Annotated in this window: 10 protein-coding genes; 4 read left to right on the forward strand and 6 right to left on the reverse strand. The window is 68.6% G+C overall.

Going from position 1 to position 10,401, the window contains the following annotated elements:
- Nucleotides 1-86: 86 nt before the first annotated feature.
- The 6 genes from AC5RUJ_RS05950 to AC5RUJ_RS05975 all read right to left on the reverse strand — a co-directional run bounded on the left by AC5RUJ_RS05950 (nt 87) and on the right by AC5RUJ_RS05975 (nt 4,971).
- The gene (locus AC5RUJ_RS05950; protein ID WP_494129033.1) at nt 87-1,280 is read right to left on the reverse strand and encodes a CpaE/TadZ family protein; all 1,194 of its coding nucleotides are present in this window, start codon (nt 1,278-1,280) and stop codon (nt 87-89) included.
- Complete coding sequence (cpaB, locus tag AC5RUJ_RS05955; protein WP_494129034.1) at nt 1,277-1,993, reverse strand: Flp pilus assembly protein CpaB; 717 nt, start codon at nt 1,991-1,993, stop codon at nt 1,277-1,279. Before cpaB ends, AC5RUJ_RS05950 begins: the two co-directional genes overlap by 4 nt.
- Nucleotides 1,994-2,004: 11 nt before the next feature.
- Complete coding sequence (locus tag AC5RUJ_RS05960) at nt 2,005-3,036, reverse strand: pilus assembly protein TadG-related protein (protein ID WP_494129035.1); 1,032 nt, start codon at nt 3,034-3,036, stop codon at nt 2,005-2,007.
- Nucleotides 3,024-3,428: a TadE/TadG family type IV pilus assembly protein gene (locus AC5RUJ_RS05965; protein WP_494129036.1), complete on the reverse strand. Its 405-nt coding sequence runs from the start codon at nt 3,426-3,428 to the stop codon at nt 3,024-3,026. The genes AC5RUJ_RS05960 and AC5RUJ_RS05965 overlap by 13 nt, the downstream gene beginning before the upstream one ends.
- 90 nt (nt 3,429-3,518) lie before the next feature.
- Nucleotides 3,519-3,734, reverse strand: a complete 216-nt coding sequence (locus AC5RUJ_RS05970) for a Flp family type IVb pilin (RefSeq protein WP_494129037.1) — start codon at nt 3,732-3,734, stop codon at nt 3,519-3,521.
- Between the two features lie 538 nt (nt 3,735-4,272).
- Nucleotides 4,273-4,971, reverse strand: coding sequence for a TetR/AcrR family transcriptional regulator C-terminal domain-containing protein (locus AC5RUJ_RS05975; protein ID WP_494129038.1), 699 nt, complete (start codon nt 4,969-4,971; stop codon nt 4,273-4,275).
- A 212-nt stretch (nt 4,972-5,183) separates the two neighbouring features.
- On the opposite strand from AC5RUJ_RS05975, the gene AC5RUJ_RS05980 reads away from it, so the two are divergent.
- The 4 genes from AC5RUJ_RS05980 (at nt 5,184) to AC5RUJ_RS05995 (ending at nt 10,155) form a co-directional block, all read left to right on the forward strand.
- Nucleotides 5,184-6,581, forward strand: a complete 1,398-nt coding sequence (locus AC5RUJ_RS05980) for a flavin monoamine oxidase family protein (RefSeq protein WP_494129039.1) — start codon at nt 5,184-5,186, stop codon at nt 6,579-6,581.
- Nucleotides 6,582-6,583: 2 nt separating this feature from the next.
- Nucleotides 6,584-7,507, forward strand: a complete 924-nt coding sequence (locus tag AC5RUJ_RS05985) for a universal stress protein (protein ID WP_494129040.1) — start codon at nt 6,584-6,586, stop codon at nt 7,505-7,507.
- Between the two features lie 2 nt (nt 7,508-7,509).
- Nucleotides 7,510-9,051, forward strand: coding sequence for an APC family permease (locus tag AC5RUJ_RS05990; RefSeq protein WP_494102014.1), 1,542 nt, complete (start codon nt 7,510-7,512; stop codon nt 9,049-9,051).
- 198 nt (nt 9,052-9,249) lie between these two features.
- Complete coding sequence (locus AC5RUJ_RS05995; RefSeq protein WP_494129041.1) at nt 9,250-10,155, forward strand: macrolide 2'-phosphotransferase; 906 nt, start codon at nt 9,250-9,252, stop codon at nt 10,153-10,155.
- The last annotated feature ends 246 nt before the right edge of the window (nt 10,156-10,401 follow it).

Consider the following 10,401-nt stretch of genomic DNA (forward strand, 5'->3'; position numbering starts at 1 on the left):
AGCGGGCGCGGCGGCATGGTGGCGGGCGGGGGGAGCTGTCGGGGCGGTGCCGTGCACTGCCTGAAGCCGTTGGGCAAGGTTCATGGCTATCCTCTTCGGTGACGACCGCGGCGCTTGAGCAGGCCGGCCGGGGCGGGGGCAAAGCGGTCCACCACCTTGTGCAAGGCGCGGGCCGCAGGATCGCGCGGGGCGCTTTCGAGCACCGGCACGCCTTGGTTGGTGGAAATCCGGACCGCGCGGGTGTCCGGGATGACGTCGTCGACTTTGCACCCGAGGGTGGTCTCCGCGTCGCGGCGGGTGAGACCGTCGCGCGGATCCGCCCCGTTCAACACGATGTGGCGGGTGAGCGGTTCCATGCCCAGCTCGCGCAGGATTTCGAGCTCCTTTCGGAGTCCGCGGATGCTGGGAACGTCCATGCCGCCCACGAAGATATAGTCCGTGGCGCGATCCAGCGCGGCCAGCGTGTGCTCCGACAGCCCCGGGGACGTATCGATGATGACGTGCGCGTACTGCGCGGCCAACTGGTCCAGCAGCAGCGATACCTGCTCGCCGGTGACCTGGTCGGCATCGGCCGGGGACGGCGGCGCGCACAACGCATACAGCCCGCTGGGGTGCCGGGCCAGGAAAGACTTGAGCACAATGCTGTCCTTCTGTGCGTGCGGCTGCACGGCGTCGACCAGGGAATGCTCCGGCTCCAGGCAGAGCGCGCTGGCCACGTCGCCGAACTGCAGATCCAGGTCGACGATGATGGTCTGCTGCTCCGAGGCGGCAGCCAGCCCGACGGCGAGGTTGGTCGCCACTGTGGTCTTCCCGGCGCCGCCCTTGGGGGAGACGACGGCGACAACGCGGCCGTTCGCGGCCTGGCCATCGGACGAGGGAACGCTGTGCCGCCGGTGGCTGGCGCTGCGTACCGCACGGTGCAGCAGTGCGGCGATATCGCGGACATCGGCGCCGGGAGCCACGACGTCGCGGATGCCGGCGCGCATGGCGGCCAGCACGACGTCGGGGTTCGGCGCCGCGACCAGCAGCACCGAAACCTCGGGCCGCTGGGATTCGAATTCGGCCGCCAGGGCCAGCGCCTGACCGGTGGCCAGCCCGGGACCAAGCACCACGGCATCCAGGAGCTGCGGGTTGGACAGCACTGCGAAGACATCGTTGGGTTCGGTGGGGAGGCCCGCGCCGTTCCACAGCTGGGTATGGCCGGCCAGGGAACCTACCGCGGCAGCGGCGAAGCGTTGTTCGAAGCCGGCGTCGGTGCCCACCAGTACGTAGCGGCTCATTCGTAGACCTCGTCGCTGTCCACCAGGCGCGTTCCCTTTTCGCTGGCGTCGGCCGGTTCCTTCGAGAGCCAGGTGCGGGCGTACTCCTGGGCATACACGATCTTTTCGGCGTCCGGTGCCATGACCGCCAGGGTGACCAGCACGTTGTTGGCGGGGACGGTGGCGTCGCCGGACTCGGCGGCGACCGCCACGCCCTGAACGCGGGTGACCAGGATTTTATGCAGCTCCAAGTGTGTGACGGTTTTGCTGTCGCCCGCGCCTTCCATCGAGATGAAGACGCCCACGGTGTCTCCGGCCTTTAACTGCCCGCCGACCACGCGTGCCGGCTCCAGGGAGATGGAGACCTCCTGCATGCCCTTCGGGACGGCCACGGTTCCCGGTTCCTGCAGGTCCGCGGGCGGGGCAAAGCGGGCGGCCAGCAGCTGTTCGCCGGCGATGAGGTCGACGGTGGCGACCTGTCCGGCCAGCTTCTGCACGTCCGTTACCACTCCGGCCGCCGCGACCTTGGCCGGAACGACCTCAGCCGCAACGTACGCGCCGAGCTCTTCGGCGGGCGTGCCGGCCGGCACATTCTCTGCGACCACCAGGACCTCCACCGTCTCGGTGCCGGCCAAGGCACGCTGGTCGGCGCTGCCGATGTAGGCGAGGACCATCATGGTTCCGACGACGGCCATCAGCAGGGCCGCCAGGGCCCCTATGATTCTCTTTTTCACCGACGGTGCTCCTAATGGACAAGCGTGACGAGGGAGGCGCCGAAGGTGTTGTTGGCGCCGCCGAAGATGAAGTCTTGTTCGCCGGCGTCGAGCGTCACGAACGTTTCGAACTCGCCGATGAGTGCCCGGCAGCTGCCGGTGCACTGCACCGAGGCCGGGCTGAGGTTGTTATGGGACGTGCTGCTGAAATTCCAGCCGGCGACCTTGAAGGCCGCGAACCCGATGATGTGGTACCAGCCACTCGTCCCCTGGCCACCGACCTTGTCGTACAGCGGCAACAGGACGGTGGTGCCGGCAATCTGATTCAGCATGTTGGTCTGCTTGCAGGCGGACGGCACGTCGTTACCCGTATCGCTGGCGACTTCAGGATCGACGGGGAAGCCCGGAAGGCCGGTCGCGCCGATGTTGATCTTGGCCTGGCACGGGCGGGCCGGATCTTGCTTCAGCCAGCCGAAGCCGCCCGGAATCGTGTAGGCCGCCCCGGTGCTGCCCGGCACCGTTGAACTGGAACATACAGATCCAGACGTTGTCAGCCCGTTCGGGTTGAATTCCACCCGCTGCAGGCCGCCGTCGAGCATGCCCAGGAACTGGCAGTAGGAGATCGCGATGGGGAGGACGGATGTGCCGGCGACGGGAGCTCCCCAGCGGGCCCGGGATTGGGTGGTGACGGAGGCGGAGTCGTCCAGGCCGAGGATCGGCGCGAAGTGTTGGGCCAGGAAGTGGCCGTCGAAAGACCGCGTGGTGGTGGTGACCGTGGCGGTGGCGGCGGCGGGGTCCAGTTGGACGCTGGCGTTGGCCAGGCCGTCGTTCGCGTTCTGGTTGGCGAGCGACGTGGCGAGGGCCGTGAAGTCCGCATCGCAGTGGCCTGCCGCGCAGTTCTGGGCGACGGCCAGCGCGCCGGCGTCGGCGCCGTTCTTCAGCTGGGCGCGCTCGAAGTACAGGGCCCCGATGTCCAGGACGACCGCGGCCATGCCGAGCAGGACCACCATGAAAAGGGCGGTGGTGACGGCGGTGGCGCCGCGTTCGTCGCTCAGACGCTGCACTGCATGACTCCTTTGCCGGTCAAGGTGATGCTGGCCCCGAAGAGGCCGGATAGGAAAGCCATGGGGTAGGCCACGGTGACGGTGGCGACCGATCCCGGAGCACAGACACCGGTGGCACTGGGGGAAACGGCGACGGTGACCTGCTCCGGTGCAATCCGCGGGTTTAGTGCAGGAGCCGAGGCGATCACTGCCGCCCGGGATTCCGCCGCGCTGGACGCCGTGCTGTTAATGGTCATGACGCGCGCGCCGTCCCGTGCAGCTGCGGTGAGCTGCATCTGGGCGTTGTAGACGCGTCCGAACTCGACGATCCCCAGCAGCAGCAACAACAGAACGGGCAAGACCAGGGCGAACTCGATGGCTGCCGCTCCGCGTTCCGATGTCAGGCGCTTCATGTGTTGCTCTTTCACGGTTCGGTGGCTGGGACGGGAGCAAACGATGCCGCCGTCCCAGCCACCCAGGAGGTGGATACGATCGATCCGGAATTAGACTTTGGCGGGGAGAATGTTCAGCCGAGTGGCGAGGGTGCCGAAGAAGTCGCGCAGCTGCGGGCCGAAAATGGTCAGGCCGGCGATGAGGACGACGGCGATGAGGCCAACCATGAGGGCGTATTCGACGGCGGTGGCGCCGGTCTCCTCGCGCTGGAGGCGGTTCTTCACGGTGAAACCGAGGGTCTGAAGGGTGGCGATGATGGAAAGCATGAGAACTCCTGTGCGATTGAATCGCTGGCATTCTGGCCAGCGGCCGGCTGGCACCTCGCCAGCTCTTCAAGAAAATTAGCAAGCCGAAAGCCCCGAAACGGCCGGCTTTTGCCTATCCTGCGACACCTGCCGGGGAATGCTTCCCTGCATGGGTAAACGATGCACTTTCCCTGCGGTTTAATGGTTTTCCCTGCGGAAAAGGGCGGGCACAAAAGACACCCCTTCCGCCTGCTCGGAAGACCCGCTTCCGCTCGTCGAAAGGACCACCCGGCCGCCGCCGTTCCCCACTCCCGGCTCCCGCAGGCCAACTCTCCCCACACGCCATCGACTATTCGGATGACGCCCTTTTCGGGCCTGGAAGGGGCGTTAGACTTCTCGATCGTGGGGCGGGGTGGGTCGAGATGGGGCAGGGCTGCAACGGGCGTGCCGGGGTCAGGCGGAGCGGGCGTGCCGGGGTCAGGCGGAGCGGGCGTTCCGTGGCCAGGCGGGCAGGCGGAGCGGGCGAGATGGGGCAGGGGGTGCAGCGGGCGTGCCGGAGTCAGTCGGACTTGGCCGCCTTGAGCTGCATCTTTAGGCCGGCGATCAGCGCCTCGAGGCCCAGCCGGAAGGCCGCATCCGCAGCCGAGCCCGCGGGGCCGGCATCCTGTGACCGCACGGCGGAGGTGAAGGCCGGGTTGGCCGCGGCGAGCTCGCCCGATTCGAAGATGTCTGCCGGCGCGGTCACGTCGAAGGCCGACCCGAAAATGAAGGACTCCAGGGCCACGATTGCCGGCACGACCTGCGGCTCCGGCCAGCCGGCCTTCAGGAAGCCGGCGGTAACGGCCTCGTACATGGCCAGCGTGTGCGGTGCGCCGGTGACGGGCAGCACCGCGATCACGGGAATCAGTGGGGCGTGGTGGGTGAAGGCGTCGCGGTAGGACCACGCCCAGCGACGCACCGCGTCCGCCCACTCCAGGTCGGAAAACACACTCACGTCCACGCCGGCCATCACATGGTCCTGAAGGAGCAGCAGGACGTCGTGCTTCGACGCCACGTGGTTGTAGAGCGCGGAGGGTGCCACCCCGAGGGTGCGCGCCAGGGCCGACATGGTGAGCCCCTCGTAGCCGCGCGATTCGATCAGGCCGAGCGCCGCCGTCGTCATCAGTTCCTTGGACAGCAGTTTCTGCACGGGGCGTCCGGCGGGGCGGTTCCCGTTCCGGACGGAGGCTTCCTCGCCGGCTGGGCGTGCTGTTACCACGGGCTCCCTCTTCCCTCGGCCGTGCGGGCCGCGGCGGTGCGGCCTATAGGGCCATCCTACGCAACGCTTTCCGAACGTCCGTGGAGGCACCGGTTTCCAAAACGCTGTGGCACGGGTTACAGTGTTGACGCTAAATGAATGTCGTTCATTTAGCGGGCGGGGCCAGGCACCAAGCGGCCGGACCGCCACGGCACGAATGGGAGTTGAACGCAGTGAGCAAGTTGAAGCGGGACGTAGTAGTCATCGGCGCCGGGCCCTCCGGGCTGACCGCGGCCCGGGACCTGAAGCGGGCGGGCATGTCCGTGGCCGTGTTGGAGGCGCGTGACCGCGTGGGCGGCCGCACCTGGACCGACGTGGTGGACGGAGCCATGCTCGAAATTGGCGGACAGTGGGTCTCACCGGACCAGACGGCCCTGCTGGAGCTGCTCGACGAGCTGGGGCTTGAGACTTACAGCCGCTACCGCGACGGCGAGAGCATCTACCTGGACCCCACGGGCGAAGCTAAGCGCTACACCGGCGCCATGTTCCCGGTCAGCGCCTCCACGGAGTCCGAGATGAACCGGCTGATCGGGCTGCTGGACGCCCTGGCCGGCGAGGTCGGCGCCGACGAACCGTGGGCGCACCCCAAGGCCCGCGAGTTGGACACCATCTCCTTCGACCAGTGGCTGCGCCAGCAGTCCGCGGACGAGGAAGCCTGCAACAACATCGGCCTGTTCGTGGCCGGCGGCATGCTGACCAAGCCGGCGCACTCGTTCTCGGTGCTGCAGGCGGTGCTGATGGCCGCGTCCGCCGGCTCGTTCAGCAACCTGGTCGACGACGAATTCATCCTGGACAAGCGCGTGGTGGGCGGCATGCAGGAGGTCTCCGTGCGCCTGGCCGCAGAACTGGGCGACGACGTCGTGCTCAACGCACCCGTCCGCGCGCTGCGCTGGAACGACGACGGCGTGACCGCCACCGCGGACGGCGTCACCGTGGAGGCCCGCTACGCCGTGATGGCCGTGCCGCCGAACCTGTATTCGCGTGTCTCCTACGACCCGCCGCTGCCGCGCCGGCAGCACCAGATGCACCAGCACCAGTCCCTGGGCCTGGTGATCAAGGTCCACGCCGTCTACGAAACGCCGTTCTGGCGGGCCGACGGCCTCTCGGGAACGTGCTTCGGCGCCAACTCGGTGGTCCAGGAGGTGTACGACAACACCAACCACGGCGACTCGCGCGGCACCCTGGTCGGCTTCGTGAGCGATGAGAAGGCAGACGCGATGTTCGAACTCAGCGCGGGGGAGCGCAAGGCCGCGATCCTCTCCGCAATCGCCGACTACCTGGGCCCGGCCGCGCTGGCCCCGGTGGTGTACTACGAGTCGGACTGGGGGTCAGAGGAATGGACCCGCGGCGCCTACGCCTCCAGTTACGATCTGGGCGGCCTGTCCCGCTACGGCAAGGACCAGTCGACCCCGGTCGGACCGATCCATTGGTCCTGTTCCGATCTGGCCGGCGCCGGCTACCAGCACGTGGACGGCGCAGTGCGGATGGGCCGCGCGACCGCCGCCCGCATCCTCGCGGCACACACGGCCGACGCCGGTGAGCTCGTCCCTGCTGCCGGCCGGGAGGGCTAGGCATGCGGCGTTATGTTGTTGCCTACACCGCCACGGACAGCGGACGCGAGGCGGTCAACCTCGCGACGGCGCTGGCCCGCCGGCAGGGCGGCAGCCTCGACCTGGTCATGGTGCTGCCCGAATCCTCGCCCTACTCGGGCGCCTATCCGCGGCCCGAATCGGGCTTCGGCGGGATCCTCTCCGACCAGATCCGGCAGTGGCTGGCCGAGGGACTGGACCTGGTTCCCGACGACGTGCCGGCCCGCGCCCATGTTCGCCCGGCCGACTCCAACGCCGAGGGCCTGATTGCCGCGGCCGAGGAATTCGGCGCGGCGCTGATCGTGATCGGTGCCGGGCGCAACAGTGTTTTCCGCCGCTTCAGCGTCGGCACCGTCGCCAGCGGACTGCTCCACGCGTCCACGGTCCCCGTGGCGTTGGCGCCGCGCGGCTACCGGCGCACCGACTCCGTCTCGCGGATCACGGTGGGCATCGGCAACCGGGCTGGGGCGGACGAGGTCATGCAGGTCGCCTTGAACGCCGGCCACCAGCGGGGCCTGGACCTGCGACTGCTCTCGCTGGTGCCGCTGGATTCCTCCGACGCGGACGCGGTATCCCGCGCCGAAACCCACGTGAAGGAACGGCTGGCAGAGGCAGAAGCTGTGCTGCCCGGCCGGGTGACCGCCGGCGTCGCCGAGGGCCGCTCAATCGAAGACGCCATCGACGCGCTGGAGTGGGACGACGGCGAAGTGATGCTGATCGGCTCCAGCCGGCTGGCGCCGCACAACCGCATGTTCCTCGGGGCGACGGCCAGCAAGGTGCTGCGCGCGCTGCCGGTGCCCATGGTGGTGGTCCCGCGCGGCTACCTGGGCGCCCCACAACTTACCGAAGATCCCGGCGAGCCCACGGGGCCTGAAGATTCCGACGGCGCCGGCCGCAAGGAGGCATGACCATGACCACTACCATCACCAAGCCCGGGCGTACCGCGGGCGGACTGAGCCGGAAGGGCCTGAAATCCGGTTCGGTCGGCCTGCTCGGCGCCGTCGTCATCGGCGTCTCCTGCATTGCCCCGGCGTACACGCTGACCGGGGCGCTCGGCCCCACCATCGCCGAGGTCGGCGTGCACCTGCCGGCGATTTTCCTGGTGGGCTTCATTCCGATGCTGCTGGTGGCCCTCGGCTACCGGGAGCTGAACAATGCCATGCCGGATTCCGGCACGTCCTTCACCTGGGCCACCCGTGCCTTCGGTCCCTGGGTGGGCTGGATGGGCGGCTGGGGCCTGATCGCCGCGACGGTGATCGTGCTTTCCAACCTGGCGGCGGTGGCGGTCGACTTCTTCTACCTGATGCTCGCCCAGCTCACCGGCAATGCAGCGCTCGCCGACCTGACCAACAACCTGCCGCTGAACATCGCCACCACCTGGATCTTCATCGGACTGGCCTGCTGGATCTCGTACCGGGGCATGGAAACCACCAAGACCTTCCAGTACGTGCTGGTGGCGTTCCAGGTGGTGGTGCTCGTCTGGTTCGCCGTGGCCGCCTTCGGCCACGTGGCGGGAGGCACCGCGTTCGACGCGCTGGAGATCTCCGCCGACTGGTTCAACCCGTTCGGCGTCGAATCCTTCTCGGCCTTCGCCGCCGGCATCTCGCTGTCCATCTTCATCTTCTGGGGCTGGGACGTCACCCTCACCATGAACGAGGAGACGAAAGACCCGGAAAAGACGCCGGGCCGTGCCGCCGCGGCAACCATCATGGTCATCGTCGTGATCTACATGACCGTGGCACTGGCCGTGCTGGCCTACGCCGGCGTGGGCACCGAGGGCCTGGGCGCCGGCAACCCGGAGAACCAGGAGAGCATCTTCGCCACGCTCGCCGGTCCGGTGATGGGACCGTTCGCCATCCTGATGTCCCTGGCCGTGCTGAGCAGTTCGGCCGCGTCGCTGCAGTCCACCTTCGTCTCGCCCGCCCGGACCATGCTCGCCATGGGCCACTACCGGGCGCTGCCGGCCGGTTACGCCACGATCAGCCCGAGGTACAAGTCGCCCAGCTACGCCACCGTCGCGGCCGCGGTGGCGGCCGGCGGCTTTTACACCGTCACCCGGATCATGTCCGAGAACGCGCTGTGGGACACCATCACCGCGCTGGGCATGATGATCTGCTTCTACTACGGCGTCACCGCCCTGGCGTGCGTCTGGTACTTCCGGGCCGATGCCTTCGCCTCGCTACGCGGCTTCGGGCTCAAGTTCCTGGCGCCGCTGCTGGGAGGGGTCATCCTGCTGGTGATGTTCGTGCAGACGGCCGTGGACTCGATGGATCCTGCCTACGGTTCCGGTTCTTCGATCGGCGGCCTGGGCCTGGTATTTGTGCTCGGCTGCGGCGTGATCCTGCTCGGGGCGGTGCTGATGGTGCTCATGTACCGGCGCAACCCGGAGTTCTTCCGCGGCGCCACCCTGCGCCAGGGAGTGGCAGCCGACGACGTGGCGGACCGCGGCTGACCGAAGAGGACGGCCGTCCTCCGGGAACCGTCGACGGCGGTGCCTCCCCACGCGGGGCGGGGCACCGCCGTCGTGCTTGCCGCAGTGTTGGCGGCGGTACGGCGGGGGCATTAAGGGCCGGGCAGGCGCCGTGGCGGGCAGGCATGGCCTCCGCGCGGGCTTGTGGCTACAGTGGCACACAGCCGACCGGAGGTACCCATGAGCGCAGCGCACGACTACACGCCGGACTCCGTCGCCGACCTCGCCGCACAAAACGGGCTGGCCATCGATCCACGCTCCATCCGGTTCAACGAAGCAGGGCTGGACTACCTGGTGGCCTATGCCACCGCCCATGACGGCAAGAGGTGGGTGCTCAGGATCCCGCGGCGGCCTGACGTCGCATCGAAGATGTCCGACGAGGCCAGCATCCTGAACCTGGTCAAGAACAGGATTTCCGCCGCGGTGCCGGACTGGCGGATCCGGAACCGTGGCCTGATCGCCTACCCCGAACTGCCGGGCGAGCCGGGCCTGACGCTCGAGGACGGGGAGCCCGTCTGGCACTTCGACCGCGAGTCTCCCGCCTACTGCGCGTCGTTGGGACGGCTGATCGCCCAGCTGCAGCGCATCAGCGCGGACGAGGCGCGGCAGGCCGGCATCCCGGCTTTGACGGCTGCCGAGGTCCGTCAAGAGATGCGAACCAACCTGGACAAGGTGAGATCGGAGTTCCGGGTGGCGCCGGACCTGCTGCGACGGTGGGACGCCTGGCTGGGCGACGACAGCTATTGGCCGGACTTCACCGCTTTCAGCCACGGTGAGCTGTACCCGGCCCACCTGCTGCTGGACGAGAACGCCGAGATCCGGTCGGTGCTGGACTGGACGAGCGCCAGGGTGGGGGATCCGGCCCTGGACTTCAGCCTGCACTACATGATGTCCACCCCCGAGGCCTTCGAATTGACCGTGCGGACCTTCCGGGAAGCGGGCGGCCGGGTGCCGCAGCGGCTGGCCGAGCATTGTGCTGAACTGGTTTCGGCCGGTCCGATCAACTACGGGTTGTATGCCATGGCCACCGGCGACCCGGACCTCCAGGCGGCGGCCGCCGCCCAGCTGGATCCGTCCCGGGGCTGACCGGCAACCGCGAAGCTCCGCCCGGGCAGCGGGCGGCGTTTGGCAAGAATAATGGCCGGCGCCCGTTCGCTGACGCCGGCCATTGGATGGTGGGGCCGCTACTTCCGGCGGCCTTTGCCCTTCTTGAGCGGGTTGCCCTTGGCCAGCGGCGGGGCGGTGCAGGCCGATCCCGTCGCTGGGTCTGCCGCCCGGTTTTCGGCGACGGCAGGCTTTTCCCCGCCCGGTGCCGCCGCAGCCGGGGCGCCG

Source organism: Arthrobacter sp. Y3223164 (assembly GCF_059091005.1).

Bases quoted from the DNA above. Each gene is read 5' to 3' on its own strand.
- AC5RUJ_RS05950 (WP_494129033.1), bottom strand. From the start codon at position 1,280: ATGAGCCGCTACGTACTGGTGGGCACCGACGCCGGCTTCGAACAACGC.
- AC5RUJ_RS05965 (WP_494129036.1), bottom strand. From the start codon at position 3,428: ATGAAGCGCCTGACATCGGAACGCGGAGCGGCAGCCATCGAGTTCGCC.
- AC5RUJ_RS05970 (WP_494129037.1), bottom strand. From the start codon at position 3,734: ATGCTTTCCATCATCGCCACCCTTCAGACCCTCGGTTTCACCGTGAAG.
- AC5RUJ_RS05985 (WP_494129040.1), top strand. From the start codon at position 6,584: ATGCGGCGTTATGTTGTTGCCTACACCGCCACGGACAGCGGACGCGAG.
- AC5RUJ_RS05990 (WP_494102014.1), top strand. From the start codon at position 7,510: ATGACCACTACCATCACCAAGCCCGGGCGTACCGCGGGCGGACTGAGC.
- AC5RUJ_RS05995 (WP_494129041.1), top strand. From the start codon at position 9,250: ATGAGCGCAGCGCACGACTACACGCCGGACTCCGTCGCCGACCTCGCC.